The 26,357-nt window shown below is 36.5% G+C and carries 24 protein-coding genes; 19 read left to right on the plus strand and 5 right to left on the minus strand.

Features of this window, described 5'->3' with window-relative positions; all coding sequences use genetic code 11:
• Nucleotides 1-20: 20 nt before the first annotated feature.
• From rnjA to def, 3 genes are all read right to left on the minus strand, one after another.
• Entirely contained in the window at nucleotides 21-1,700 is a 1,680-nt protein-coding gene (gene rnjA, locus H3R29_RS02025) for a ribonuclease J1 (RefSeq protein ID WP_198202435.1), read from the minus strand.
• A 5-nt stretch (nucleotides 1,701-1,705) separates the two neighbouring features.
• Nucleotides 1,706-1,930 carry a DNA-dependent RNA polymerase subunit epsilon gene (locus tag H3R29_RS02030; protein WP_046324764.1) on the minus strand — a complete coding sequence of 75 codons (225 nt, stop codon included), beginning with the start codon at nucleotides 1,928-1,930 and terminating at the stop codon, nucleotides 1,706-1,708.
• A gap of 174 nt (nucleotides 1,931-2,104) precedes the next feature.
• On the minus strand, nucleotides 2,105-2,659 hold the full coding sequence (gene def / locus H3R29_RS02035) for a peptide deformylase (protein ID WP_198202436.1): 555 nt from the start codon (nucleotides 2,657-2,659) through the stop codon (nucleotides 2,105-2,107).
• A gap of 254 nt (nucleotides 2,660-2,913) precedes the next feature.
• Between def and typA the strand changes: the two genes are divergently transcribed.
• The 9 genes from typA (at nucleotide 2,914) to holA (ending at nucleotide 12,466) form a co-directional block, all read left to right on the plus strand.
• Nucleotides 2,914-4,755 carry a translational GTPase TypA gene (typA, locus tag H3R29_RS02040; RefSeq protein WP_174794419.1) on the plus strand — a complete coding sequence of 614 codons (1,842 nt, stop codon included), beginning with the start codon at nucleotides 2,914-2,916 and terminating at the stop codon, nucleotides 4,753-4,755.
• A 101-nt stretch (nucleotides 4,756-4,856) separates the two neighbouring features.
• The gene (locus H3R29_RS02045) at nucleotides 4,857-6,035 is read left to right on the plus strand and encodes an FtsW/RodA/SpoVE family cell cycle protein (RefSeq protein ID WP_198202437.1); all 1,179 of its coding nucleotides are present in this window, start codon (nucleotides 4,857-4,859) and stop codon (nucleotides 6,033-6,035) included.
• Complete coding sequence (locus H3R29_RS02050; protein ID WP_198202439.1) at nucleotides 6,032-6,373, plus strand: YlbG family protein; 342 nt, start codon at nucleotides 6,032-6,034, stop codon at nucleotides 6,371-6,373. Before H3R29_RS02045 ends, H3R29_RS02050 begins: the two co-directional genes overlap by 4 nt.
• Nucleotides 6,370-6,918 carry a 16S rRNA (guanine(966)-N(2))-methyltransferase RsmD gene (rsmD, locus tag H3R29_RS02055; protein ID WP_198202440.1) on the plus strand — a complete coding sequence of 183 codons (549 nt, stop codon included), beginning with the start codon at nucleotides 6,370-6,372 and terminating at the stop codon, nucleotides 6,916-6,918. Before H3R29_RS02050 ends, rsmD begins: the two co-directional genes overlap by 4 nt.
• Nucleotides 6,919-6,927: 9 nt before the next feature.
• On the plus strand, nucleotides 6,928-7,407 hold the full coding sequence (coaD, locus tag H3R29_RS02060; protein WP_198202441.1) for a pantetheine-phosphate adenylyltransferase: 480 nt from the start codon (nucleotides 6,928-6,930) through the stop codon (nucleotides 7,405-7,407).
• Nucleotides 7,404-8,453: a SepM family pheromone-processing serine protease gene (locus H3R29_RS02065; RefSeq protein ID WP_198202442.1), complete on the plus strand. Its 1,050-nt coding sequence runs from the start codon at nucleotides 7,404-7,406 to the stop codon at nucleotides 8,451-8,453. Before coaD ends, H3R29_RS02065 begins: the two co-directional genes overlap by 4 nt.
• Nucleotides 8,454-8,512: 59 nt before the next feature.
• Nucleotides 8,513-9,226 (plus strand): helix-hairpin-helix domain-containing protein, encoded by a 714-nt coding sequence (locus H3R29_RS02070; RefSeq protein WP_198202443.1) that lies wholly within the window; start codon nucleotides 8,513-8,515, stop codon nucleotides 9,224-9,226.
• Nucleotides 9,195-11,483, plus strand: a complete 2,289-nt coding sequence (locus H3R29_RS02075; RefSeq protein WP_198202511.1) for a DNA internalization-related competence protein ComEC/Rec2 — start codon at nucleotides 9,195-9,197, stop codon at nucleotides 11,481-11,483. Before H3R29_RS02070 ends, H3R29_RS02075 begins: the two co-directional genes overlap by 32 nt.
• Entirely contained in the window at nucleotides 11,480-12,466 is a 987-nt protein-coding gene (gene holA, locus H3R29_RS02080) for a DNA polymerase III subunit delta (RefSeq protein ID WP_198202444.1), read from the plus strand. The genes H3R29_RS02075 and holA overlap by 4 nt, the downstream gene beginning before the upstream one ends.
• A 78-nt stretch (nucleotides 12,467-12,544) precedes the next feature.
• Here holA and rpsT read toward each other — a convergent pair whose 3' ends face one another.
• Nucleotides 12,545-12,796 (minus strand): 30S ribosomal protein S20, encoded by a 252-nt coding sequence (gene rpsT / locus H3R29_RS02085; protein ID WP_046324775.1) that lies wholly within the window; start codon nucleotides 12,794-12,796, stop codon nucleotides 12,545-12,547.
• Between the two features lie 200 nt (nucleotides 12,797-12,996).
• On the opposite strand from rpsT, the gene rpsO reads away from it, so the two are divergent.
• The 7 genes from rpsO (at nucleotide 12,997) to yihA (ending at nucleotide 20,865) form a co-directional block, all read left to right on the plus strand.
• The gene (rpsO, locus tag H3R29_RS02090) at nucleotides 12,997-13,266 is read left to right on the plus strand and encodes a 30S ribosomal protein S15 (RefSeq protein ID WP_034979304.1); all 270 of its coding nucleotides are present in this window, start codon (nucleotides 12,997-12,999) and stop codon (nucleotides 13,264-13,266) included.
• A 160-nt stretch (nucleotides 13,267-13,426) separates the two neighbouring features.
• A complete protein-coding gene (locus tag H3R29_RS02095) occupies nucleotides 13,427-15,211 on the plus strand; it encodes a ribonuclease J (RefSeq protein ID WP_198202445.1) in 1,785 nt (594 codons plus the stop codon).
• Nucleotides 15,212-16,045: a tetratricopeptide repeat protein gene (locus H3R29_RS02100; RefSeq protein ID WP_198202446.1), complete on the plus strand. Its 834-nt coding sequence runs from the start codon at nucleotides 15,212-15,214 to the stop codon at nucleotides 16,043-16,045.
• Between the two features lie 185 nt (nucleotides 16,046-16,230).
• Complete coding sequence (gene tuf, locus H3R29_RS02105; RefSeq protein WP_045928030.1) at nucleotides 16,231-17,421, plus strand: elongation factor Tu; 1,191 nt, start codon at nucleotides 16,231-16,233, stop codon at nucleotides 17,419-17,421.
• Nucleotides 17,422-17,564: 143 nt separating this feature from the next.
• Nucleotides 17,565-18,890: a trigger factor gene (tig, locus tag H3R29_RS02110; protein ID WP_046324778.1), complete on the plus strand. Its 1,326-nt coding sequence runs from the start codon at nucleotides 17,565-17,567 to the stop codon at nucleotides 18,888-18,890.
• A 123-nt stretch (nucleotides 18,891-19,013) separates the two neighbouring features.
• Nucleotides 19,014-20,291 carry an ATP-dependent Clp protease ATP-binding subunit ClpX gene (gene clpX / locus H3R29_RS02115; protein WP_198202447.1) on the plus strand — a complete coding sequence of 426 codons (1,278 nt, stop codon included), beginning with the start codon at nucleotides 19,014-19,016 and terminating at the stop codon, nucleotides 20,289-20,291.
• Nucleotides 20,281-20,865, plus strand: coding sequence for a ribosome biogenesis GTP-binding protein YihA/YsxC (yihA, locus tag H3R29_RS02120; RefSeq protein ID WP_187157149.1), 585 nt, complete (start codon nucleotides 20,281-20,283; stop codon nucleotides 20,863-20,865). Before clpX ends, yihA begins: the two co-directional genes overlap by 11 nt.
• A gap of 38 nt (nucleotides 20,866-20,903) precedes the next feature.
• On the opposite strand, the gene H3R29_RS09185 is transcribed toward yihA, so the two are convergent.
• On the minus strand, nucleotides 20,904-21,026 hold the full coding sequence (locus tag H3R29_RS09185) for an SPJ_0845 family protein (RefSeq protein WP_255409580.1): 123 nt from the start codon (nucleotides 21,024-21,026) through the stop codon (nucleotides 20,904-20,906).
• Nucleotides 21,027-21,239: 213 nt separating this feature from the next.
• Between H3R29_RS09185 and uvrC the strand changes: the two genes are divergently transcribed.
• The 3 genes from uvrC to H3R29_RS02135 all read left to right on the plus strand — a co-directional run bounded on the left by uvrC (nucleotide 21,240) and on the right by H3R29_RS02135 (nucleotide 26,354).
• Nucleotides 21,240-23,042, plus strand: coding sequence for an excinuclease ABC subunit UvrC (uvrC, locus tag H3R29_RS02125; RefSeq protein ID WP_046324781.1), 1,803 nt, complete (start codon nucleotides 21,240-21,242; stop codon nucleotides 23,040-23,042).
• Between the two features lie 66 nt (nucleotides 23,043-23,108).
• Nucleotides 23,109-24,413, plus strand: a complete 1,305-nt coding sequence (gene obgE, locus H3R29_RS02130) for a GTPase ObgE (RefSeq protein WP_046324782.1) — start codon at nucleotides 23,109-23,111, stop codon at nucleotides 24,411-24,413.
• A gap of 21 nt (nucleotides 24,414-24,434) precedes the next feature.
• A complete protein-coding gene (locus tag H3R29_RS02135; RefSeq protein WP_198202448.1) occupies nucleotides 24,435-26,354 on the plus strand; it encodes an acyltransferase family protein in 1,920 nt (639 codons plus the stop codon).
• Nucleotides 26,355-26,357 lie beyond the last annotated feature (3 nt).

A 26,357-nucleotide genomic window follows, 5' to 3' on the forward strand; every position in this document is an offset into this window, starting at 1 on the left:
CCCTTAAAAAGGGCTTTTCGTTATTTTTTCTCAACTAACATTGGTAAAATCAGCGGCCGTCTTTTTGTCTTAGAATATAGAAAATCAGAAAGGTTAGTAATAATGGCATTGCGAATTACACTGTCTTTAGGATGCTCCGTTTTGTCCATTTCAGACTTTATAATGTGATAAATATGCTTTTGAGCCTGGTTGATTAATTCAGTAGATTCCCGCATATAAACAAAGCCTCGACTCAAGACATCGGGTCCAGCTAAGACACGTTTGTGCTTGTAATCAACTGTTGCCACTACAACTACTAAACCGTCTTCGGATAAGACCTGGCGATCATGAACGACGACATTGCCTACATCGGCTGTGCCAGATGTATCAACATAGACATCGCCAGCTGGAATATGACCAGCTATGCGGGAGCCTTCTGGTCCAAAACAAATGACTTCACCATTTTCCAAAACAAATGTATTTGCGGCTGGAACTCCTGCTGCTTGTGCCAATTCAGTATGAATGACCTGCATGCGGTATTCACCGTGAACCGGAATCATGTACTTAGGTTTTGTTAGACGAACCATCATTTTTAATTCTTCTTGACCACCGTGTCCTGAGGTGTGGACATTATTAATGCGGCCATGAACCACGCTGGCGCCACCTTCCATTAACTTGTTAATCAAATGATTGACACTTAACGTGTTGCCAGGTATTGGGTTTGAAGAAAAAATCACTGTATCGCCGGGCTGTAAACTAATTTGTCTGTGGGTTCCATTTGCTATTCTGGAAAGAGCAGCTAAAGGTTCGCCTTGTGAGCCGGTACATAGAATCATCACTTGTTCAGCTGGTGTGTGATTTATTTCATTAGCATCTACAATCAAACCATCAGGAACATTCAAATAGCCTAAATCAATGCCATTTTGCACACCGTTTTCCATACTGCGTCCAAAAATGGCAACTTTACGTCCAGTATCTATTGCTGCCTGGATAGCAGTCGATACGCGGTAAAGATTAGAGGCAAATGTAGCAAAAATTATGCGACCGTGGATCCCCGTAATAATGTCATGCAGCGATTTAGCTACAAAACGCTCGGACTTAGTAAATTGGGTGACTTCAGCGTTAGTTGAATCGGATAATAGAACTAAAACTCCCTCGTTACCTAATTTAGCCATCTTTTGAAAATCCGGAGCAGGTTGGTTCATTACCGGTGTTAAATCAAATTTGAAGTCTCCCGTAAATACGACTGCACCTAGCGGGGTATGAACAGCTATGCCTAAGGTATCCGGAATAGAGTGAGTGGTTCTAAAAAAAGTAACCGTTAATTTCTTGAATTTAAGTACAGTGTCCTCGTGCTCTTCGTGTAATTCTGTTGTTCGTAAAATGCCGTGCTCTTCAAGTTTGCCCTTAATTAAAGCTAAGGCAAATGGGGTGGCATATACGGGAATTTCCGGAATCTTTTCAAGCAGAAATGGTATTCCGCCAATGTGGTCTTCGTGTCCGTGGCTAACAACTAGAGCTTTAATCTTTTTGCGGTTTTTAATTAAATAAGAATAGTCAGAAATCACATAATTAATACCAAGGAGATCATCTTCAGGGAACTTAATCCCGCAATCCATAATAATAATTTCGTCTTGGTACTGTACACAGTACATATTCTTGCCTATTTCGTGCAACCCCCCGATTGCGACGACGGCAACTTCATTATTTTTTATTCGCACAGATATTACTTCTTACTCTCAAAAGAAGTTAGCTTAAAATCAGCATGCTCCTTTTCGTAAGTCAGTGAATTGCCGGCTAATTCTTGGATGAGTTCAATATTATAGGGGGTATTTTCCTCAACCATAGTCCTTGCGGCGACCAAATTTTCTGCCTCAAGGTAAAGAGTTTTAGTTGTTTCCCGTCTAGGATTGACAACCTTGTCTTTTTGATACAAAACTTTGTAGATCATATTTGTATTCTCCTTATTCAGTTAATAAAACGTTCTAATTTTGGACAGCTTAAAGCTTCCAATAGCTAGTAAAATTCTACCATACATGCAAAAACAAGTATAGAATCAAGTTTTGCCAGCTTTATTAAAAAAGCCGTCAAAACAATAGCTGACGACATAAATATTTGTGAAAAATTAATAAATGACTACGGTATCTTCATCTAATTTAAATGGGTCTTGTTTATTGATGCGGTCATAGAAAAGATGACCCCGCAAATGTTCAATTTCATGTGACGCTACGATTGCAGGATAATCCTTTAACCGGACTGTTTTTTCTTCACCAGAAACAGTATAATAATGAATTTTCAATTTATCAGGACGGAGCACATAGCCATCAATTACTTTATCAACGCTCAGACAGCCTTCACCTTCGCTTAAACAAGCCTGTCTGACAGATTCGGACAAAATTTCCGGGTTAACAAAAGTTTCCTTGAAAACTATTTCATTTTGATCATTTGGTACTAACAATGAGGCCATCTGGACGCTCTCACCAACTTGAGGTGCGGCTAAACCAACGCCAGCACGTAATTGGTGCTTTTTGGCAATTTTAGGATCTTGGGAGTTAATCAGATATTCCATCATTTCTTTTGCTAAATTTTGATAATGTTCGCTTAAAGGAAAAGTTAGTGGTTTGGCTACCTTGCGTAATACCGGATTTCCATCTCGGGTAATATCTTTCATTAAAATCAATTACATTCACTCTTTCATAAAAGTTTATAGTTATATTTGTAACATAAAATAAACTAATTTGTCTGCTTTTTATTCTATACTAAATTTTTAATTTGAAAAAGAGGGATAAACGTTGACCCTTAAACAGTTAGGTGGTAAAATCAATGAGCGTAAATATACAGATATGAAACACTTCGATCAGCATGTTTTTGACGTGCCGCCGAAACTGTGACCACGTCACAGTTTTTTTATTGAGGAGTGGAGGAGGAATACTTTTGTCAGAAAAAAGAAGAAACGATATTAGAAATATAGCTATCATAGCGCACGTTGACCATGGTAAAACTACTTTGGTTAACCAATTATTGAAGCAATCCGACACTCTCCCTGAACATATGGCTCTGGAAGATCGGGCAATGGACTCCAACGATATTGAGCGTGAGCGTGGTATTACTATTTTATCTAAAAATACTGCGGTTAAATATGGTGACACTACCATCAATATTTTGGATACTCCAGGACATGCCGATTTTGGTGGTGAAGTTGAACGAATCATGCATATGGTCGATGGTGCTTTATTGCTGGTTGATGCTTACGAAGGAACTATGCCGCAAACTCGTTTCGTACTAAAAAAGGCATTAGAGGCTGGAGTTAAGCCCATTGTGGTTATCAATAAAATTGATCGTCCTGGTGCTCGTCCGAAAGAAGTTCTTGACGAAGTTTTGGAATTATTTATCGAACTTGGTGCTAACGATGAACAACTTGATTTTCCAGTCGTTTATGCATCGGCCTTGAATGGTACCTCATCCTATGATCCAGATCCTGCTAAACAGGAAGAAACGATGAATCCTATTTTTGACACTATTATTAAGGCTATTCCTGCGCCTATTGACAATGCTGATGAGCCTCTGCAGTTCCAAATTACAATGCTTGACTGGGATGATTATGTTGGTCGAATTGGCGTTGGCCGTATTTATCGCGGTAAAGTTAAAGTTGGCGATAATATCACTGTGATGAAGCGTGACGGTTCTACCCAAAACTTTAGGGTTACCAAATTATTTGGTTTCTTCGGTTTGAAGCGTAATGAAATTACTGAAGCTAAAGCAGGGGATATTATTGCCATTAGCGGTATTAACGATATTTTTGTTGGTGAGACTATTGCTTCTGCCGAAAATCCGGAAGCATTGCCACTTCTTAAAATAGATCCGCCAACTTTGCAAATGGACTTTGTTGCCAATGACTCACCATTTTCTGGTCGTGAAGGTGATAAAGTTACGCCTAAGAAGTTAGAGGATCGACTAATAAAGCAAACACGTACCGATGTGTCGTTAAGAGTTGAGCCGACAGACCAATTGAATGCCTGGACTGTATCTGGTCGTGGTGAATTGCACCTTTCAATTTTAGTTGAAGAAATGCGACGGGAAGGTTTTGAATTACAATTATCAAGACCAAAGGTAATTTATCGTGAAATTGACGGCAAAATGTGTGAACCATTTGAAGCTGTCCAGGTTGATACTCCTGATGAATATGTTGGCTCTGTCATTGATTCTCTTTCACAAAGAAAAGGTGAGATGAAGAATATGACTTCAACTGGAAATAATCAAACCCGTTTAGACTTTTTGGTTCCTTCTCGTGGCTTAATTGGTTACAATAATGAATTTATGTCCCAAACCGGTGGCTACGGCATTATGAACCACAGTTTTGATTCATATAAGCCAGTTGTCAAAAATTGGGAACCGGGCCGGCAAAATGGTGCTTTGGTGTCAATTAGCCAGGGCAAATCAACTACATATTCTCTACAAACTGTTGAACAACGTGGTGAATTATTTATTGGTGCTGGAGTAGAAGTTTATGAAGGGATGATTGTTGGCCAATCTTCTCGTGATCGTGATATTGCGGTCAACGTTATTAAAGGTAAGAACTTAACAAACACTCGTGCTGCAGGTAAAGACCATGCCGCTGCAATTAGAACTCCTAAGACCTTAACTCTAGAAGAGGCTATTGAATTTTTAAATGATGATGAATACTGTGAAGTAACTCCTGATTCAATTAGATTAAGAAAGAAAATTCTCAATACTTCAGAAAGACAAAAAGCTGATAAGAAACGTAATAAAAAATAAATAAATGTTTTAGAAGGGCACTCACTGATGAAGTGGTGCTCTTTTTGTTTTATAATGCTTATAATAAAGGTAGATTAAGTTACAGAAGGAGAGGTCGGCTAGTGCGGCAAAAACTTCACCATTTAAATTACAATATTTTCATACCTTATATTCTCTTAGTCGTTTTTGGAATAGTAATGGTTTATTCGGCTAGTTCGGACATATTATTAGTTAATGGCTTTAACCCGGCAATATATGGTATTCGCCAGGCTCTGTATGCCGTCTTTGCCGTTTTTGTCTGCTGTGCTCTGTGCTTTTTCTTAAAACTAGAAATTTTTAAGAGTCGCAAATTTGTTATCTGGTTTTTAGGTCTTAGTTTTTTGCTGCTCATTTACCTAATTCTCTTGAAAATTTTTAAGGGATCTGCCGCAGCTGTAAATGGTTCTGTTGGCTGGATTGATTTAAAGATAATAAAGATTCAACCATTAGAAATTGCCAAACTCTCGCTGATAATTTATTTAGCATATTTTTTAGACCGTCATGATGGAGCTTTTAAAAAAGGCCAAATTATTCATAATTTATATAGGCCAGCAATCTTAGCTGCTTTTATGATGTTTTTGGTTATACTTGAACCGGATTTTGGCGGTACTGCTATTTTAGCCATGATTGTGATTATCATGTTTTCTGTTTCTGGTGTTCCTGCTAAAAATGCAGTATTATGCTTAATTGGTATTGCAGTTGGAATATATTTGTTTATCTTCCTGGTTATCAAATTGAATCCTGCTTTCTTACAAAATAAGTATCAGTATCACCGTTTTATGTCTTTTCTGCACCCTTTTGAACTTGAGCAAAAGGGTGGTGCGCAGCTAGTTAATTCGTATTATGCTATTCATAATGGTGGTTTGCTCGGGGTAGGATTGGGCAATAGCATGCAAAAACGGGGCTATCTTCCGGAACCATACACAGACTTTATTTTAGCTATAATTGCAGAAGAAATTGGGGTTATTGGTGCTCTAGTCATACTAAGTCTTATGTTTTATCTGATATGGAGTATCATGGAAGTTGGTATCCATGCCAGTTCTCAATTCAATGCTCTGGTATGTTTTGGAGTTACTACAATTATCTTTATTCAAACTCTGTTTAATGTAGGGGCCGTGCTTGGTCTATTGCCTATAACCGGGGTCACATTACCTTTTATTTCCTACGGTGGCTCTTCCTTAATTATCTTATCGGCTGCTATTGGGATTGTACTGAACATATCAGCAAATGAACGAATCGAAAAAGAAGGAAGTTTTAAATGAGCATCAAGCAAGACTTAACCAATAAAAATATTAGCCAAAGACTGAGCATTATTGTTTATTTAAATTCAGTCAGCAATCAATATAAGCTAAGGCATTATGGTGATATAGTATATTTTTCTAAAAAATTAGGTTATTGTATTTTATATGTAAATCAAAATGAAATCGAGCAAGTTATGCGGAATCTGAATGCACTTGATTTTGTCGACAGGGTTGAAAAATCAAAATGGGATCAAATTGATCTTTCAAGTGATCATATTGAAAAACAAATTACGGCTTTAGCAGCAGATGCTGAAAGAAAGTTACAAGAACGTCAGGAAAATACAGAACAACTATTATGAGAATTATTTCTGGAAAATATGCTAAAAGAAATTTATTTACTTTAAAGAGTCAAAAGACAAGACCGACTAGTGATAAAGTTAAAGAGTCACTGTTTAATTCATTAGGTCAATCTTTTTCTGGTGGTGAAGTTCTTGATCTATATGGTGGAAGTGGTGCTTTAGCAATAGAAGCCGTTTCGCGGGGTTGTCAGCATGCTGTGATAATAGACATTAATTACCAGGCCGTAGCAATTATTCGCAAAAATGTTGCCTTGACCAAAGAGCCAAACCTTTTCTCTGTATATAAAATGTCCAGTAAAGCCGCCTTGAGTAAATTGGCTGAAGATCGACAGAAATTTGACTTAGTTTTTTTGGATCCACCATATGCTAAGCAAAAAATTGCGTCTGATATGGCAAAAATGCGTGATTTAGCTTTGCTACATCATGGAGCAATAATAGTAGCTGAAACAGATGATCGGACTGATTTAGCAGCAGTTGCGGGTTTTGAGCTTATTAAAGAAAAGCACCTGGGTAAAACTATTATCCGTTTTTATCGAAAGGAATAAAAAATAATAATGAGTGTAGCAATTTTTCCGGGCAGTTTTGATCCTGTTACTAATGGACATGTTGATGTTATTGAGCAGGCAGCTGCAATTTTTGATAAAGTTTACGTAGTAGTAATGGTTAATACGGCTAAAAAATATCTTTTTAAGGATAACGAAAGGCAAAAATTATGCCAAGCTGCTGTTAAAAACCTGCCAAATGTTGAAGTCCTGCTAAAGCCTGATCAGCTGACAGTTAATGTAGCACGAGATTTACACGCAAATGTTATCGTGCGGGGAGTCAGAAACACTACAGACTTCTTATTTGAACAACAGATTGCGGAAATGAACAGAAAAATGGCAAATGATATTAGTACAGTCATGCTTTTTACTAAACCGGAAAATAGTTATGTTGCATCTAGTATTATTAAAGAAATTGCCCAATTTAATGGTGATTTTAATAGTTTCTTGCCCAGCGAGGCTGCAAAGGCTTTAAAGGAAAAATTCTCATGAATAAAGTAGAAAATCATGCTAAAAGAAATAGTAAAACACGTAAATGGCTGCTTTTTATTCTGACTCTTTTTCTAGTTTTTATTGGGTTGAACTGGCCGACAAATTATTATATTGAAATGCCGGGAAGCGCAGTTCCAGTAGGACAATTTGTGAAAAGTAAGGCCAAGGCGCCCAATAATTTCTATCTTGTTACAGTTAGTGAAACTAGCCAGCCGGCATCAGTCTGGGAGTACCTTTTTAGTTATACTCAAAAATATGCCAGTCGCATTCCCAAGTCTGAATTACTGGGTAATTCAAGTAACAGTCAGTATCAGGAACTACAAAATTGGTATATGCAAACAAGTCAGCAAAATGCACTTTATTGTGCGGCTAAAAAGGCAGGCCTTAAGCCTAAACTGCATTATAAAGGCGTATATGTGATGCAGGTGCAAAAGGGTTCCAGTTTTAGAAATAAGTTGCAAATAGGAGATACCGTTTTGGGAGCAAATGGTCATAAATTTCGCTCTACTGAAGAAATGATCAATTACTTTCAAAAGAAAAAGATTGGCTCTGAAGTTGTGATTAATGCTTTGCGTGAACAGAAAAGAATAGATTTTAAAGGCAAAATCGTTAAAGTTGCAGGGACAGGAAAGCCAGGTATTGGCATTCAATTGGTCGAACATTTACAGGTAGAAACCAATCCTCAAGTAACGATTAATGCTGGCGCAATTGGCGGTCCTTCAGCTGGTTTAATGTTTACCTTGACCAGTTACGAAGTCTTTTCAGGTAAACACTTAGCTCCAGGACATAAAATAGCTGGGACTGGAACTATCAGTCCTACTGGCAAAGTTGGCATGATTGGCGGTGTAGATAAAAAAGTAGTAGCTGCTGACAAAGCCGGCGCTGAAGTGTTTTTTGCCCCGACGGATACTGCAGGAATGAAAAAAGTCACCAGCAATTATTTATTAGCTAAAAAAACAGCTAAGCAGATTGGTACTAGAATGAAAATTGTTCCCGTTCGTACTTTTGATGATGCACTCCATTATTTACAACGAAAATATCAATAATTACTAAAAGCCCAAGTTTTTGGGCTTTTTTTGCGTACTTATAAATGGGGGTTGAAAAAATGAACTGGGAAAAAATTAAAGCTTTTATTGAGGAACACAAACAATATTTTTTCATTGGGATAGTCCTTTTGGGCATTGTTCTAGTAGTTTGGTCTCAAAGGCCAAACTCAAATGACACTTTTGACGAATTAGATTATAAAAATGAGAATACTGTGCAAAATAAAAATCAGTCCGGCAGTGACGCAAGTAAACAGTTGTCAAATACTGAATCTGTTACCAAAAAGGTAGCCGCGACTAAGCCTAAAGATGTGACCTGTGATATATCAGGCGCGATTAATCACCAAGGCGTCTACACTTTAAAAAGTGGAGCACGTTTAAACGATTTAATTGCGGCCGCAGGGGGGATTAAGAATAATGCGCAGCTAAAGAATGTTAATCGAGCATTGATATTGAAAGATCAAGATAAAATTCACATTCCATACAAAGGTGAAAAAATTAAAGCAGAACAAGTCGTTGAATCGGTTTCTTCCAATGCTTCTAATTCTGCCCCTGAGACAACAAATGACCAAACTAATGCCGGTAACAAGGTGAATATTAATACTGCAAACGTAAGTCAACTGCAACAACTAAATGGTATTGGTGAAAAAAAGGCTCAGCAAATTATTGCTTACCGTCAAAAAAGCGGAGAATTCAAATCTGTTGAAGATTTAATGCAGGTATCAGGAATTGGAGAAAAGACTTTTGCTGCGCTTAAAGACCAACTGGAAATTTGATATTCTGCGACCTGGGTTTTTCCTGTTACTGGCCTTATTACTAATTAATTTAAGTTTCTTGGAATATCAATGCTATACCTTTGTGCAAAAATGTACTTGCCTATTAATAGTTTTTTATTTAGGTTTTTTACTTTTATTTAAATTTAATTCTTTAAAATGGCTAATTTTTATTATTCTTTTGGCAACTATTTTTGGTTTTCACTCTGACATGAGTAAAACTAATTTTGCACTTAAACCTAATACAGCTATTACCTTTTTTCCAGACAAAATGAAGATTTCTGATGACTGGTTTACGGTTGAAGGGCAGACGACTGGAAGTAAGATTTTAGTTTCTGGTAAATTGAGTTCAAGTCAGCTAAAGCAATTAAATTATGGCTATAAAGTTATATTACATGATTTGTCTGGTGAGGTTAACCCAATTGAACCAGCTTCTAATTATGGAGAATTTGACCAGCAAAAATATTACCGCAGTAAAAAGATTACTCAGCAAGTTAATTTAACGAGCTTTAAGATTCAAATTAAGAAAGGAGGATTAGCAAATTACCTACATTACTGGCGTTTTCAGTTAAAGAAATTTTTGCAAAAGTTTCCACCGATTTTGTCTTTTTTTAGTAATGAACTTATATTGGGAGAAAGCCCTGACCAGAAATTCCAAACAATACTCAATAATTATCGTGACCTCGGTGTCATTCATATCTTAAGCATTTCTGGTTTGCATGTTGGTATTTACACGCTAGTAATAAGCACAATGTGCTATTACTGTAAATTAACTGAAAAAGAAACTTTCATTTTTTGCTTGTTTATCTTATTAGTCGGTATTTTTCTAAGTAATGGTCAAGCTGGATTTATTAGAGCGAGTTTAACCTATATCTTGGGGCAAATTTTTTCGTTGCATAAGCTAAAAATTAATAAGGCAGATCTGCTAGGATTAACGGCTGTTTTGCATATGTCCGTCAATCCTCGACTCATGATGAGTACTGGAGCTCTTTTAAGTTACACTTTAGCCTTGGGCCTTGAAATGACTAAAAGCCTGACTAAGTTTAGACAGTCCTGGGCTTTAAACAATTTGTTATTGCCACTACTTTTATTTCATTTCTTTCAGTTTAATCTGCTAACGGTCTTTTTTAATTTGTTGGTTGTGCCATATTTTAACTGGGTTGTTATGCCTTTGACTTTTTTTAATTTAATTATCTTTAGCATTAGTTCACGAAGCAGTTACTTTCTTGAAAAGATACTTGAACAGGGAGAGAAAGTAATTGCGAAGGTTTCTAATAGTAAAATTGGTCTTTTAACATTCGGGAAAATTAATTGGTGGCAATGTCTGTTTTTATTACTGTTAACTGCTATATTGTTAATGTTAATAAATGAAAAGTCTAAAAGTCAAAAACTGATCAGACATCTTTTTAAGCTGGCCTTAATTATATACGGACTAATCTTCTTAACGATTCATTTTCCCCTCAAAGGTCAAGTAACTTTTATTGATGTAGGACAGGGAGATAGTATCTTAATTTCTACGCCCATTTTTAGGCATGTTTATCTCATTGACGTTGGTGGAAAATTAAATTTTAACGGTAAAAAAATAACCCCACAGATCAATAAAATCACTGTACCTTTTTTAAAAGCACAGGGAATAAATAAAATTGATGGAATTTTTCTTAGCCATCAGGATGCCGATCATGTAGGGGACTTAAGGCCACTTTTGAGTCAAATACGAGTAAAGAAATTGTATATGGCGGAGGGATTGATCAGAAATCCGTCATTTCGCAAAAGAATAATAGGCCGGATTCAAAAAGAACAGATTGTACAGCTGCTAGCCGGTGAAACAATAAATGAGCCACAAATTTCTTTCAAAGTTGTATACCCCTTTAAGCCAGGTATTGGTAAAAATGAAGATTCACTTTCGTTACTATTTAGATTAGCAAACAAAAGCTGGCTTTTTACTGGAGATCTGGGCCAAAAAGGGGAACTGGAGATATTGAGCCGTTATCATTTACATGCTGATTATTTTAAGTTAGGACATCATGGAAGTCGAACCGCTTCCAATAAAGAATTTTTGCAAGCTTTGCAACCAGAAAGAGTCTTTATTTCTGCTGGCCGCAAGAATCGCTTTGGGCACCCTCATCCAGAAACTATTGCTACTCTTCGAAGCCAACATATTCCATGGGCTTCGACTCAGGACTGTGGTATGATAACTTGGAACTATGGTGTTTTAATAAAACCCAAATTTAAAAGATTTTTGCCGGTGATTAAAAAATGACATTACTTTCTTTATTTAAAAACTCAAATAAAAAAATTTTGCATACTTTAATTAATGGAAATGATAGTTTTTTAAATGAATATCTAACTAGCTCGTATATACATGATGAGATTTTCGCAGACTATGAAAAAGTTTCCGTTGATTGCGAAGCAGAGGGGCTAGACGAATTAATTGCTGATCTTACTGAATCAAGTCTTTTTAGCCAGAAAAAAGTAATAACAATTAAGAACCCTTTTTTCTTAACGTCAAAGGTTCCCCAAAAATATCAAAAGCAGATCACCCAGCTGCAAAATATTTTTGTAAATACTGCAAAACTTGAAGATATCATAGTTATTATCGCCTCTTATGAAAAATTAGATCGGCGCAAAAAAATAACGAAGTCTGTCACGCAAAATTTTAACGTTGTTGAGACTCAAGTTCGTCCTTATGATCTGAATAAAGTAATTAAAGCAATTATAACGACCGAGGGCTATCATATTACAAATTCTGCTGCAACATTGTTGCTTGAATGCAGTGACCAGGTTTTAGATATAGTTTTAAGTAATTATAATAAGCTGAAGATGGTAGCTGTTGACAGAAATATCACTACTGAAATAGTTGAAAAGAATGTTGATTTATCACTAGCACAAAATATTTTTGCAATTTTAGATTCAGCTTTAGCCCAAAACTACCAAGAAGCTATCATTCGGTTAAATAATCAACTTCAAAACGGAAATAATCCAATTCAAATACTTGCGGTTTTTGAAAACCAATTAGAAATGATTTTGATAGTTAAAATACTTAAAGCAAGAGGGAGAAGTGAAGCTGAAATTGTAAGAAAACTTGGTGTTCATCCTTATCGTGTTAAGCTGGCGCTAAAAAATAAGTTAGCAAAAGAAAAAGTAGCACAGCTATTAGAGCAAGCAATTAAACTGGATTATAATTATAAAAATGGTCAATATCGAGCCGATAATTTTTTGAAGCTCTTTATTCTTAATGTCTAATTACGTATAAATTTTGGTAAATAAAAAGACAGAAATGATTTTCACTTCTGTCTTTTTGATTATCATTTAATCAAATTATTATTTTGCAAGTTTAGCTAAACGGCTCTTATCACGGCTAGCTTTATTCTTGTGAATAAGTCCTTTTGAAGCTGCCTTGTCAATAGCACGAGCAGCAGCTACATGTAATTCGGAGGCGTTATCAGCACCAGCAGCTTGAGCAGTCTTAAACTTCTTAACGGCAGTTCTTAACTTGTTCATTTGAGCAGCATTGCGCTTTCTAGCAGCATCTTGAGTCTTAACACGCTTAATAGCTGATTTGATTTGTGGCATAAAATTCACCTCCATTGATCGTAATTCTACTTTATAGATTATACTGAAAGATAATTGCAGATGCAAGATAAATTATACTTGCTTTTTAAAAAAATTGTCTGTATTATACTATTGTTGTGAACCGTTAACGCTGTTTGCACGCTCACACCTGACGGTTAACGTTGTTAACGGCAATTATTTTAGTGAAAGGTGAAAATATTATGGCAATTTCAAAAGCTGAAAAAGATGAAATCATTCAAAAATTTGCGACTCACGAAGGTGATACAGGTTCAACTGAGGTTCAAGTGGCAATCTTGACTACAGATATTAACAATCTGACTGAGCATATGAGAAATCACTCACATGACCACCATTCTTATGTTGGCCTGTTGAAGAAAATCGGTCACCGTCGTAACTTGCTTCGTTATTTACAAAACAAAGATATTAATCGTTATCGTGAATTAATTAAGAAGTTAGGCTTACGTCGTTAATTTTAATTGAGATCTAAAAAAGCTGGTTCGAGTATTGAATCGGCTTTTTTATTTTTGTCATAATACCATTTTATGCTAGAATAAAAAAAGATACTTTTTACGTTGTGATCATCTGATCCATAAATAACAACTGAATAGCAATTAAAGAAAAGGAAATATAATGACTGATCAAGTTAAAATTATGATTCTGAGCGGTGTTCGTGAGCAAGGAAAAGACATGTTCGCTGTTCAAGTTAATGATGAAATTTTTGTTCTTGATGCCGGCCTTAAATATCCCGACAGTACATTGTTTGGAATAGATCTGGTTATTCCAGATCTGGATTTTTTCGAGCAATATGGTGATCAGGTAGTCGGCATCTTTTTGACACATGGACATGCAGATTCAATTGGGGCACTACCTTATATTCTACGAAAATATGACATTCCAGTTTTTGGCTCCCAATTAACAATTGAATTGGCCAAAATAACAGTAAGACGTGAGAATAAACGGTGTAAAAACAGTCTCTTTCATGTGATTGATGCGGAAACAGAGATTGAATTTAAAAACGCTAACATCTCTTTTTTCCCAACTACGCATTCCATACCTGATTCTCTTGGCATTGACGTGCATACTCCAGCTGGAGAGGTGGTTTACACAGGCGATTTTAAATTTGATCCTTCCGCTGCTCCTAAATACCGGACTGATCTGGATCGCTTAGCTGAAATTGGTCAAAAAAAGGTCCTGGCTTTATTAAGTGACTCTTCAAATGCAGAGGCAGCTTTACCAAATGTTGCTGAACAGGACATTGGAGATTATGTTACAAATGTTTTTCGTAATGCAAATGGTCGGGTAATTGTTGCTGCAAAAGCCTCGAATTTGATTAGAATTCAAGAAGTTTTAAACGCTGCCTATCAAACGGGTAGACATGTTTTACTGACTGGAAGAGATTTAGCCAAAATCGTTCGTACTGCAATGAATCTGGGTTATTTGAATGTCCCTAAAGGTTTATTAATGAGGGTTAAAAATTTAAAAGAAACTCCAGATGAAAAGACAGTTATTTTGGAAACCGGTCAAATGGGTGAGCCCTTAAATTCATTGCAAAAAATGGCTAAGAACCGTCACAGCATGATCACAATTCATAAGGGAGACCTAGTCTTTATTGCGACGACACCTTCTCATTCTGTGGAAACGGTTGTGGCACAAACCAGTGATCTGGTTTATCGTTCTGGTGGGACCGTTATTCAATTAGGTAAGGCAAAGCATACCAGTGGACACGCGACAGGCCGTGATTTGCAACTACTTATTGATATTTTGAAACCGCAATTTTTAATTCCCGTTATTGGTGAATATCGACTGCTTGAAGTACACAAGGACTTGGCTATTAGGGCAGGAATGGATAAAGATAATATTTTTATTACCAAGAATGGAGATTGCTTAAACTACGATTTCAATCAAAAGCGCCTTTATTTAACAGATCCGGTCCCAGGTGAGGATACGATGATTGACGGTTCTGGCATCGGGGATGTTGGTAATATTGTTTTACGAGACAGAGAAGTATTATCAGATGACGGTATTTTCATTGCTGTAGTCACAATTGATCGCCGTAAGAAAAAAATTATTGCTCAACCACAAGTTACCAGCAGAGGCTTTGTTTACATTAAGGCCAATCAGCAACTGATGCGTGACAGCATTGAACTGATTAAAAAAACTATCACTAATAACTTTGAACATAAAAAATTTGATTGGACTGAAATTAAGCAGGATGTTCGAAATGATTTGGAAAAGTTTCTATACCGCAAAACGAATAGACGCCCAGTAGTTTTACCAGTAGTAATGGAAGTTAACCAAAACCGCCATCGTGCTATGCAGAAGAGAAACAGCAAGAGCGAGTTGCCCAAGAAAGAAACTCATCATCCTGTTGATGTCAATAAAACCGGTCAAAGAATTATCAAGAAAGATAAATAAATGACCTCATTAAGTCAAAAAAATCTGCTTAGTTTAGCCCAAAAATCCGCAGCAAAAGGAGATTTTGCTCAATCAATACAAAATCTTGAAGAGGCATTAAGAATTGGACCAAGTAATGAAGTCGTACTTAGTCTTTGCGAGCTTTATCTCAAAGATAAACAAAATTATTCAGCTTATGAGCTAATTAAAGAAGAAAAAGACTTGTTTACTAATCCTAAAATTTTTCGCGAATACAGTAGAATTCTGAAAATGAATCACTTTTCTATTGAAGCATTAGAGGTAAAAAATATTACTGCCTATGAGTTACCGGATTTAGTTGAACCTGTTAGTAAGACGAAGCAGCAGCAAATAATGGTTACTTTCAAGCAAAAAAGCAAGCCGACAAAATTTGATTACGAACAATTATTTAAGTTAGATTTACCAAATTTTAAAAATTTTGCTCAGAGTTTGTTGCTGGATCCCAGTTTAAACTTTGCAATTCGTCTGGTTTTAATTGAGGATTTGTTTCGACTGGGACTTCAGGAAACATTTAGGGTTTTGGTATTGGGGCAGGAAGAGCAATTTATTCCACAAAAAATAAATTTACTCGAAAAAGATGCGATATATCGAGAAGTTGTATCAGGCATCGGCTCTCGGTATTATCATAAACCGAGCCAGCTTCCTGCAGTTTTAGGCGAAGTAAATTTGATTTTAGGCAGTCTTTATCCTAAACTATATAAGTATGTTGATAATCCCGACAGTTTTGCCAGCGATATTGCTTCTTATATTGAAAATCATGATGGCCGAAGCAATCAAAAACTGTTTGAGAAAATCGATAATAATATATCCGAATAAAATTGGATAAAATGTCTTTACTTTTTCAAAGTATTTAGTATAATAGCAAAGGACGTTTTCATTAGGCATGGCTCTATGCATTAAAATACTAGGCATTTGCCTATGAAAGTAGTACAATATTCAACAGAGAACTATCCGTTACTTACTCAACGGACTTCTTGCAAATTTACAGGAGGGTCATTTTAATGGCAGAAAAAGAACATTACGTTAGAACAAAGCCACACGTAAACATTGGTACTATCGGTCACGTTGACCATGGTAAGACCACTTTAACAGCGGCTATTACTAAAGTTTTATCAGAAAAGGGCTTGGCTAAGGCAGAAGATTATTCAGAAATCGATGCAGCTCCAGAAGAAAAGGAACGTGGTATTACTATTAATACCGCTCACGTAGAGTACGAAACTGAAAATCGTCACTACGCCCACATGGATGCCCCAGGTCACGCCGATTACATCAAGAACATGATTACTGGTGCCGCACAAATGGATGGAGCTATTTTAGTTGTTGCCGCAACTGATGGTCCTATGCCACAAACTCGTGAACACATTTTACTTGCTCGTCAAGTTGGTGTTAACTACATTGTTGTTTTCTTAAACAAGACTGACTTAGTTGACGACCCAGAATTAATTGACTTGGTTGAAATGGAAGTTCGTGACTTGTTGACTGAATACGATTATCCTGGTGATGACATTCCAGTTATCCGTGGTTCAGCATTGAAAGCTTTACAAGGTGACAAGGAACAAGAAGAAGTTATCATGAAGTTGATGGACACAGTTGATGAATACATTCCAACTCCTGAACGTCAAACTGATAAGCCATTCTTGATGCCAGTTGAAGATGTCTTCACTATTACTGGTCGTGGTACTGTTGCTTCTGGTCGTATCGATCGTGGTACAGTTAAGATTGGTGATGAAGTTGAGATTGTCGGTTTGGTAGATAAAGTTCTTAAATCAGTTGTAACTGGTTTGGAAATGTTCCACAAGACTTTGGACTTAGGTGAAGCTGGAGACAACGTTGGTGTATTGCTTCGTGGTATTGACCGTGACCAAGTTGTTCGTGGACAAGTTTTGGCTGCACCTGGCTCAATTCAAACTCACCACGAGTTTAAAGGCCAAGTTTACGTTTTGAAGAAAGAGGAAGGCGGACGTCATACCCCATTCTTCTCAGATTACCGTCCACAATTCTATTTCCACACTACAGATATTACTGGAGAAATTGAATTACCAGAAGGTACTGAAATGGTTATGCCTGGCGATAACACAGAATTTACTGTTAAATTAATTAAACCAGCAGCCATTGAAAAGGGTACTAAATTCACTATCCGTGAAGGTGGTCGTACTGTTGGTGCTGGTCAAGTTACTGAAATTCTTGACTAGTTCGTTAAAAACAGTTTAAAAAGATGTACTTCTTCATAGAAGTACATCTTTTTTTGCCTAAGTTTGTTTTTTGCGAGCGTTTAATGTAAGATAATTTAGTATGTAACGATGCAATTTAACTTGACATTGGAGGTATTTAATTAATGTCTGTAAAATGGAATAAAACCGATAAAACTACCGGTGAACTTACTTTTGATATTCCCCAAGCTGATGTAAAGCGTGGGCTAGATCAAGCCTTTAAAAGGGTAAAGGGCAGCCTGCGTGTTCCTGGCTTTAGAAAGGGACATGTTTCTCGTGTGATCTTTGATCAATATTACGGTGAGGAATCATTATATGAAAATGCATTAAACATTGTGCTGCCAAATGCTTATTCTGCAGCGGTTAAAGAAGCTGGTATTGCTGCCGTAGGTCAACCCCAAATTTTGCCGGTTTCAATGGAAAAAGGTCAAGATTGGCAAATGAAAGCCACTGTTACTATTGAGCCAGAAGTAAAATTGGGTGAATACAAGGGAGTTGAAGTTCCAAAACAAAACACTCGTGTATATGCTAAAGATGTTGATGCCAAATTAAAAGAAGAGCGTGAAAAGAACGCTGAATTAGTATTGAAGAAGAGCGCAGCTGCTAACGGAGATACTGTTACTATTGATTATAAGGGAACAGTTGATGGTAAGGCATTTGAAGGCGGCTCAGCTGATGATTATTCACTTAGTTTAGGTTCAAATACTTTTATACCAGGCTTTGAAGATCAATTGGTTGGTCATAAGGCCGGTGACGAAGTTGATGTTGTTGTCACATTTCCTGAAGACTATGGTGCAAAAGACTTAGCTGGTAAAGAAGCTCATTTTGCTACTAAGATTCATGAAGTTAAAACTAAGCAATTGCCTAAGCTAGATGACGAATTTGCTAAAGATGTAGACGATTCAGTTGATACTCTTGATGATTTAAAAGAAAAAATCAAGAAGGACTTAAAGTCTCAAAAAGAAGAGGCTGCAAGAGACGAAATCGAACAAGCTGCTATTGAAGGTGCAGTTGCTAATGCTACTATCGATAAGATTCCGGATGCTATGATTCAAGAAGATATCGACACGCAAATGAATCAATATTTAGGCAATATGCAGCGCCAAGGCATCAGCCCTGAAACATATTACAAGATAACTAATACGACAGAAGCACAATTGCGTTCACAATTCAGTAAAGATGCTGAAGAAAGGGTTAAAACTAACCTTGTCCTTGAAGCTATTGTCAAAAAAGAAGATATTAAAGCTTCACAAGAAGAAATTGACAAGGAAATTAAGGACCTGGCAGCCGAATACAACATGGATGAAAAAACTGTGCGCAATACTTTGACTGATGATATGCTTTCACATGATATCAATGTTCGTAAGGCTATTAAAATTGTTGCTGACAGCGCAAAGCAAGTTGCTAAATCCAAAACAAAAAAAGATGAAAAAAAGTCTGACGAAAAATAAGATTTTAATATCTAGGTAAAAAGGTGGTGTCAAACTGCCTTTTTATTTTTCTCCAAGCAAATAATTCATATACATAGCGCAATTTATGCTAATCTAGGACTTGTAGATATTAGGAGGAAAAGAATGGCATCACAATTTACTGATCAAGAGGAAATAAGATGTTCCTTTTGTGACAAAACACAAGATCAAGTTAAAAAGATGATTGCGGGTAACGGGGTTTATATTTGTAACGAATGTGTTGATCTGTCTAAAAGAATAATTGATGATGAACTAAAATCTGATTCTTTGAAAAAAGCACAAGATTTACCTAAACCAATGGAAATCAAAAAGCAGCTTGACCAATATGTTATTGGCCAAGAGCGTGCCAAAAAGATTCTTTCAGTAGCCGTTTATAATCATTATAAACGGATTACTCAAATGGATGTTGACTCTTCAACAGAATTGCAAAAATCGAATATTGCTTTAATAGGACCAACTGGTTCTGGCAAAACTTATTTGGCACAAACTTTGGCACGAATTTTGGATGTGCCTTTTGCGATTGCTGATGCAACGACTTTAACAGAAGCCGGTTATGTCGGTGAAGATGTCGAAAATATTTTGCTTAAGCTTTTGCAAAATGCCGATTACGATATTGAACGTGCAGAACGTGGCATCGTTTATATCGATGAAATTGATAAGATTTCCAAAAAATCTGAGAATGTTTCAATTACAAGAGATGTTTCAGGTGAAGGCGTTCAACAGTCTTTACTGAAGATTTTGGAAGGAACTGTTGCTTCTGTTCCCCCTCAGGGCGGGCGTAAACATCCCCAACAAGAGTTAATTCAAATAAATACTACTAATATTTTATTTATTGTTGGTGGAGCTTTTGACGGTATTGAGCAAATCGTTAAAAGTCGTCTAGGCAAAAAAATAATCGGTTTCAGTGCCGAAAAAGAACTTAATAAGGTTCAAGATGATTCCTGGATGAAACATTTGACAACCGGGGATCTCGTCAAATTTGGTCTGATTCCAGAGTTTATTGGACGTATTCCGATTATCGCAACACTTGATAAACTTGACAGAAACGATCTTGTAAGAATTTTAACCGAACCAAAGAATGCTTTGGTAAAACAATATAAAAAATTGCTATCACTTGATCAAGTTAACTTGGAGTTTACACCAAGTGCTTTGAACGCTATTGCAGATTTGGCAATTGAACGCGATATGGGGGCTCGTGGTTTAAGAACCATTATAGAAAATGCAATGATGGGTATTATGTATCAAACACCGAGTGAGCCTGATATTGAGAGTGTCAGAGTTACAAAAGAAGTGATAGAAGATAGTGCCGAACCGGTAGTATCTCGTCGCTCAAATGATGAACAAGACGACGGAGAAGAAATTAAGGCAGCCAATGATCATTAAAAATAGCTCGTATGCGATTAGTGCCGTGCGTGAAGACCAGTATCCAACAGATAATTTGCCTGAAATCGCGCTTTCCGGTCGTTCAAATGTAGGTAAATCCAGCTTAATAAATACACTGCTGAGTCGCAAAAACTTAGCAAGAACATCAGCACAGCCTGGGAAAACTCAAACACTAAATTTTTATTTGGTAAACCAAGAATTTTACTTAGTTGATGTACCCGGTTATGGTTATGCTAAAGTTTCGCAAAAAAAGCGACAGCAGTTTGGAACTATGATTCAGGATTACCTTGAAACGCGAGCAAACTTGCAAGGGCTAATTATCTTAATGGACTCACGGCATGAACCTACCAAAAATGATGTGGCCATGTATAATTATGCACTTTATCTGAATTTACCTATTTTGATAATCTGTACCAAAATTGATAAGGTCAAGAAAAATCAGCAAAATCAAGTTATTAATACTTTAAAACAAAAGATAAACTTAAATTATGACAATGTAAGTGCAATTACTTTTAGTTCTGTTCAAAAGTTGCATGTAAAAGAAGTATGGCAATGGATAGAAGAAAATCTGTAAATTTGTAAGAAAAAATGGTTCTCGTTGTAGAACCATTTTTATTTATTATCTTTGACTTTCTGATTGTTTTTAGATATTTTTTTCTTTTTATCTTCAGGAACAGTAGCAAATTTATCAAATAATTTTTCTAATTCATCTTGTTTTTTAAAAGTTAAACCCATAATAATTTTCCTTTCTATTTTTATTATATTAAAAATAGCATTAACAAGCTAGAAAAACAGGTTTTAATTAACTTGAAATAATTAATTTTATGTAAAATAATTTATAATAAAATATTTTCATCCTTTACTTAATCTGATTCGTTAAGCAAAAGCAAATTTCAAATTACGAATTGTATGTTAAAATATGATAGCGAATTTGGGGGGAGTGATTTTTTGGCAACTCAGTTAATTGAAAACAAATTAAAACTTTTGCCGGCTAAACCAGGCTGTTACTTAATGAAAGATGTTAACGGTAAGGTAATATATGTCGGTAAGTCGAAAAATCTTAGAAGCCGTGTACGGTCATATTTTAAGAGTACCCAAGTTGGCAGAAGGGCAGAACTGGTCGAAAATATTCGCGATTATGATATTATCACCGTTTCAACCGATAAAGAAGCCTTTCTACTTGAAGTAACTTTAATTAAAAAATACCAACCGTATTATAATGTGCAGTTAAAGCAAGGTACTGGCTATCCCTATATTGAGATTACTAACGAGCGGGATCCCCAGACCAAATTAACTAGTATTATTAGAAAAGACGGAGGCTATTATTTCGGACCGTATCCAAATGTCTACGCTGCACAGGCAACTCTTAAGTTTATTCAAAAAGTTTTCCCTTTAAGGCGCTGTCATGGCAAACAGGGAAGACCTTGCCTGTACTATCATATGGGACAATGTTTAGGTGCTTGTTTTAAAACAGTACCAAAGTCTGTTTATGAGGCACAAATAAAAAAGATCAAAAGCTTTTTAAACGGTGATATTGGCTGGGTTAAAAAAGACCTTAACCAAAAAATGGCTGTTGCATCCAAAAATCTTGAATTTGAGCGTGCTGCCGAAATTCGTGATCAACTTAATTACATTGAAGAAACAGTTGAGAAGCAGAAAATTATTTCTCACGATAATACTCAACGTGATATTTTCAATTTCTACGTTGATAAATCATGGATAGCTATTCAAATTTTCTTTTTAAGGCAGGCAAAGTTGCTTAGAAGTGAAACCAGAATGTATCCTTTGACTGATACTAATGACCCCGAAGATACATTTTCCTCATTTATTGTTCAATTTTACGGGCAAAGAAACAGAATCGTACCTAAAGAAGTTTTAGTACCTGCTAAAATTGATAATGAAGCCCTAAGTGAAGTTTTGCATGTACCGGTCAGAACGCCTAAGAGAGGGCAAAAACGGTCTTTGTTAAATATGGCTAAGGATAATGCCAAACTTAAATTAGATGAAAAGTTTCGTCTCTTAGAGCTGGGCAATAGGAAAACTAAAGGCGCACAAAAAGAAATTTTCGATTCTTTAGGACTGCCATATGGTCACGTGATTGAAAGCTTTGACCATTCGCATATTCAGGGAGCCGACCCCGTTTCTGCTCTAGTTGTCTTTAAAGACGGTGAACCTGATAAAAATTCCTATCGCAAATATAAACTAAAAGGTGAAGTAGAACACCAAAATGGTGGCGATGAAGTGCGCAACACTCGTGAAGTGGTGCGCAGAAGATACAGCAGACTACTTAAAGAACATAAACCCATGCCAGATTTGATTTTGATGGATGGTGGCCAAATCCAAGTAGATGCTTGTGAGGATATTTTACGCAATGAATTAAATCTTAATATTCCTGTTGCCGGTATGGTAAAGGATAACAAGCACAGGACTAATCATTTACTTTATGGCGATCCTATTAATGGTATACCCTTGAAACTAATTCCTTTAGATCCTAAATCTCAAGGCTTTTATTTAATGACTAGAATTCAAGATGAAGTACATAGATTTGCAATCACTTTTCACCGAAGAACACATGCTAAAAATGCTTTGTCCAGTAAACTAGATGCGATCAAAGGAATAGGTCCAAAAAGTAGAAATAAGCTTCTAAGACAATTTGGCTCTCTAAAGAAGATTAAGGAAGCTTCTATTGACGAGTTACGTTCTGCTGGTTTAACTTTGCCTCAGGCGCAAACAGTTAAGTTAACCTTATAACAAGTGATATTAAACATAATAGTGTGGTATAGTAATGTAGTTAAGAAAGACGGAAGGAGATTCTATATGCCTACATTTGTCGATCAAACTAAGATTGAAGTCCAAGCTGGTAAAGGCGGAGACGGCATGGTCGCTTTCCGCCATGAAAAATATGTGCCGAATGGTGGCCCTGCCGGCGGCGATGGTGGCCGCGGCGGAAGCATTATTTTTGTTGCCGATAGTGGCCTTAGAACATTAATGGATTTTCGCTATCGCCGTAAGTTTAAAGCAGAAAATGGTGAAAATGGTCGTATTAAGTCCCAATATGGTCGCGGAGCTAAGGACTTATACTTAAAAGTGCCAATTGGAACGACTGTTTATGATTTCAACACTAATGAAGAAATTGGTGATTTAACTAAGAATAAACAAGAATTAGTTGTTGCCCGCGGTGGCCGTGGTGGTCGCGGCAACATTCACTTTGCAACGAGTGTCAATACTGCGCCCGAAATTGCAGAGAATGGGGAACCGGGAGAAGACCGTGTTTTACGCCTGGAATTGAAAGTTTTGGCTGATGTCGGACTGGTGGGCTTTCCCTCAGTTGGTAAGTCAACATTATTATCAGTCGTAACTAAGGCTAAGCCGAAGATTGCAGCGTATGCTTTTACCACCCTAACACCAAATTTGGGTATGGTAATTTTACCTGATGGCCGAGATTTTTCAATGGCTGATTTACCCGGCTTAATTGCAGGAGCCAGTCAGGGAGTCGGGCTCGGTCTACAGTTTTTGCGTCATATTGAGAGAACAAAAGTAATTTTGCACTTAGTAAGTATGGATCCTAACAATGGGCGAGATGCAATCAAAGACTACCAGACTGTTAGGCAAGAACTACTTGAATATGATCAAAGTCTTAAAAACAGGCGCGAGATTATCGTAGCTACTCAGATGGATCTTCCAGGTTCCGCTGAAAAGTTGCAGCAATTTAAACACGACTTAGAAGATCAACAAATTAAAAAACCTGTATATGCTGTTTCCAGTGTGACACATCAAGGCGTTGATCAGTTAATGCAGGATACAGCATCACTAATAGAGCAGGTAGAAAAAGAGCAGCAAAAGCAGGAACCACAATCTCAGCAAGTTGTAAAAGAATATAAGTATCAAACACAGCAAAAGAACACTTTTACAGTCACAAAACTGGAAGATCATGTTTTTGAAATTAAAGGTGAGAGTTTGGAAAGACTAGTAGCTCGAACCAATCTCGATTACCAGGATGGTGTCATGAGATTAGCTAGAAAGCTTAAAAATCTAGGAGTAGATGATGCTCTGCGTGAAAAAGGAGCCGTTGACGGCGATGATGTAATCATTGGCTCATTCAATTTTGAATTTGTCCAATAAAGTAGAAAAGTTTTGAAAAATATGGCAAAAAATCGATACATTACAGGATATTCTGGACTTAGGGCTTTAGCGGTAATCGGTGTGATACTTTATCACCTCGACCCTAATACTTTTGCAGGCGGCTATCTTGGTGTACCGATTTTTTTCGTACTATCAGGATATTTAGTTACCTGTCAGATGCTTAGGTCATATGAGGAAAGTGGCTTTTACGATACTAAAAAGTTTTACTTGAGCAGATTAAAAAAGATTTATCCGCCATTAATTGCGGTATTATGGCTATCTGCGGCATATATAATTCTGTTTCAACGCAATTTATTGGCCAAGTTAAGTCAAATAGTCGTGACTAATTTACTCAATGTTTATAATTTTTGGCAGATTTTAAACGGACAAAGTTATTTTGAACGTTTTGCAGCTAATGAATCACCTTTTGTTCATTTATGGACAATGTCCATTAACGGTCAGTTTTACATATTATGGCCGCTAGTTATTTTTTTATTAGTGAAGTACGGTAAAAAGAGAAAAAACATTTTTAAAATTATTTTGTTTTTCACTTTACTTTCTGCAGTTGAAATGACGGTATTGTACAACTCTGGCGCCGACATCAATCGCATATATTATGGCACCGACACTAGATTTTTTTCTTTGGGCTTAGGGGCGGCTTTAGCAGTTATTTGGCCAATGGACAAGTTAAAAACTACTATAAAGCATAATGATTCAATTATTTTGGATATCATTGGTATGATTTGTCTCGTTGGTATAATCGCTTTGCTGTTTAATCCGTTAATGGCTGCTGAAAAGCCCTTTACATATTGCGGGGGAATGCTTTTGTTTACGCTGCTCGTAACTGTACTTGTTGGTATAATTGCTCATCCGGCAAGTCGCTGGAACAGGTGGTTAACTAATCCAATTTTTAACTGGATTGGATCTCGAAGCTATGAAATTTATCTTTACCAATTTCCCGTAATGATATTCTTTGAAGATAAAGTTTTTGACATGGCCGATCACGTGCAACTTTACCATCTAATTGAGCTTGTTCTAATCATTTTTTTAAGTGAAGCTGCGTACAGGCTGGTAGAAAAGCCTTGTGGAAAAATTTCAGGGCAAAAAGTTAAAAAATACTGGCAACAAATTTGGGATAAAAACACTAAAAATTATCTAATGAAAGCAAAAGCGGTACTGGCAGGTTTAATTTTTCTTACAGGGAGTACTGCAATTTTGATTTCACCAGCAGTTAAAGCGCAAAACTTTAATCAAAGTCAATTAGCGCGCAGAATTAGAGCTAATCGCAAACAACAAAAAAGAGATAATAATGAGTTAATAGCACAATATAAAAAAATTAGGCCTAAAGAGCAAAAAAAAGCTAAACTATTAAAAGAAGCTGAGCGAGCTGCAAAAAAGCATCCCGTTAATAAGTCTTTTACAAAATTTGGTATTTCACAAACGGAGTTACAGTTGGCACGAAAGGTAGAATTAACTGCAATTGGTGATTCTGTCATGGCGGGTTCGAGTGCAGACTTAAATCGTCTGCTGCCTAAAGCTGTGATTGATGCCGCAATTTCCCGGCAGCTGAATGTTTCCTTTGGCTTATTAAAACAATATCAAAATAAAAAAGTTTTAAGTAAAAATGTCTTAATCGGCTTAGGAACTAATGGCCCTTTCAAAATGTCCGATATAGATGATTTGATGAAACAATTAGGAAATAAACGACAAGTATTTTGGATTAATACCTATGTGCCGGCTAAACCCTGGCAAAATGAGGTTAACGGCTTATTAGCCAAAGCTGCAAAAAAATATCATAATTTTGTAGTAATTGATTGGCACGCTGATGCAGAAAAGCATCCTGACTGGTTTTATGAAGATAGAACACACCCTACGCCATTAGGATCGAAGCATTATAGCGTCTTAATTGTTAAAAAAATAGTTGAAAAAGCTAAGTATTAGATA

This window comes from Lactobacillus sp. M0393 (assembly GCF_016102025.1).
Lineage (GTDB): Bacteria > Bacillota > Bacilli > Lactobacillales > Lactobacillaceae > Lactobacillus > Lactobacillus melliventris.

Coding starts and splice junctions, on each gene's coding strand:
- H3R29_RS02030 (WP_046324764.1), bottom strand. CDS start 1,930: ATGATCTACAAAGTTTTGTATCAAAAAGACAAGGTTGTCAATCCTAGA.
- H3R29_RS02050 (WP_198202439.1), top strand. CDS start 6,032: ATGAGCATCAAGCAAGACTTAACCAATAAAAATATTAGCCAAAGACTG.
- rsmD (WP_198202440.1), top strand. CDS start 6,370: ATGAGAATTATTTCTGGAAAATATGCTAAAAGAAATTTATTTACTTTA.
- coaD (WP_198202441.1), top strand. CDS start 6,928: ATGAGTGTAGCAATTTTTCCGGGCAGTTTTGATCCTGTTACTAATGGA.
- H3R29_RS02065 (WP_198202442.1), top strand. CDS start 7,404: ATGAATAAAGTAGAAAATCATGCTAAAAGAAATAGTAAAACACGTAAA.
- H3R29_RS02070 (WP_198202443.1), top strand. CDS start 8,513: ATGAACTGGGAAAAAATTAAAGCTTTTATTGAGGAACACAAACAATAT.
- holA (WP_198202444.1), top strand. CDS start 11,480: ATGACATTACTTTCTTTATTTAAAAACTCAAATAAAAAAATTTTGCAT.
- rpsT (WP_046324775.1), bottom strand. CDS start 12,796: ATGCCACAAATCAAATCAGCTATTAAGCGTGTTAAGACTCAAGATGCT.
- rpsO (WP_034979304.1), top strand. CDS start 12,997: ATGGCAATTTCAAAAGCTGAAAAAGATGAAATCATTCAAAAATTTGCG.
- H3R29_RS02095 (WP_198202445.1), top strand. CDS start 13,427: ATGACTGATCAAGTTAAAATTATGATTCTGAGCGGTGTTCGTGAGCAA.
- H3R29_RS02100 (WP_198202446.1), top strand. CDS start 15,212: ATGACCTCATTAAGTCAAAAAAATCTGCTTAGTTTAGCCCAAAAATCC.
- tuf (WP_045928030.1), top strand. CDS start 16,231: ATGGCAGAAAAAGAACATTACGTTAGAACAAAGCCACACGTAAACATT.
- tig (WP_046324778.1), top strand. CDS start 17,565: ATGTCTGTAAAATGGAATAAAACCGATAAAACTACCGGTGAACTTACT.
- clpX (WP_198202447.1), top strand. CDS start 19,014: ATGGCATCACAATTTACTGATCAAGAGGAAATAAGATGTTCCTTTTGT.
- yihA (WP_187157149.1), top strand. CDS start 20,281: ATGATCATTAAAAATAGCTCGTATGCGATTAGTGCCGTGCGTGAAGAC.
- H3R29_RS09185 (WP_255409580.1), bottom strand. CDS start 21,026: ATGGGTTTAACTTTTAAAAAACAAGATGAATTAGAAAAATTATTTGAT.
- obgE (WP_046324782.1), top strand. CDS start 23,109: ATGCCTACATTTGTCGATCAAACTAAGATTGAAGTCCAAGCTGGTAAA.
- H3R29_RS02135 (WP_198202448.1), top strand. CDS start 24,435: ATGGCAAAAAATCGATACATTACAGGATATTCTGGACTTAGGGCTTTA.